Source organism: Streptomyces sichuanensis, from assembly GCF_020328095.1.
GTDB lineage: Bacteria > Actinomycetota > Actinomycetes > Streptomycetales > Streptomycetaceae > Streptomyces > Streptomyces cinnamoneus.
Map to the genome: position 1 here is coordinate 1 of NZ_JAIXMK010000295.1, position 281 is coordinate 281.

Genomic DNA, 281 nt, shown 5'->3' on the forward strand with positions numbered 1-281 from the left:
CAGCTTCACGTCGAGGAGGCTGGCGGCGCGGAACGCCTCGATGAGGTCGTAGTGGGTCACCGAGGGCTTGCCCTCGGCGGTGACGGCCCACTTGTAGTCGTGGTTCGGGTGCCGGCCGATGGGCGCGTCGATGGTGCCGCTCATCGGGTCCGGGTGGCCCTGGACGAGGGAGTGGTAGCGCTTGTCGACCGTGCGCTCGCGGAACTGCTGCTTGAGCAGCGTGTAGGCGCGCTCGGACTTGGCGACGACCATCAGGCCGGAGGTGCCGACGTCCAGGCGGT

Annotated in this window: 1 protein-coding gene; it reads right to left on the reverse strand. The window is 69.4% G+C overall.

The genetic code is table 11. The annotated features are described in order from the left end of the window. A partial coding sequence (locus tag LE181_RS32025; protein WP_263869645.1) for a pseudouridine synthase occupies positions 1 to 281 on the reverse strand: 281 nt, incomplete at both ends.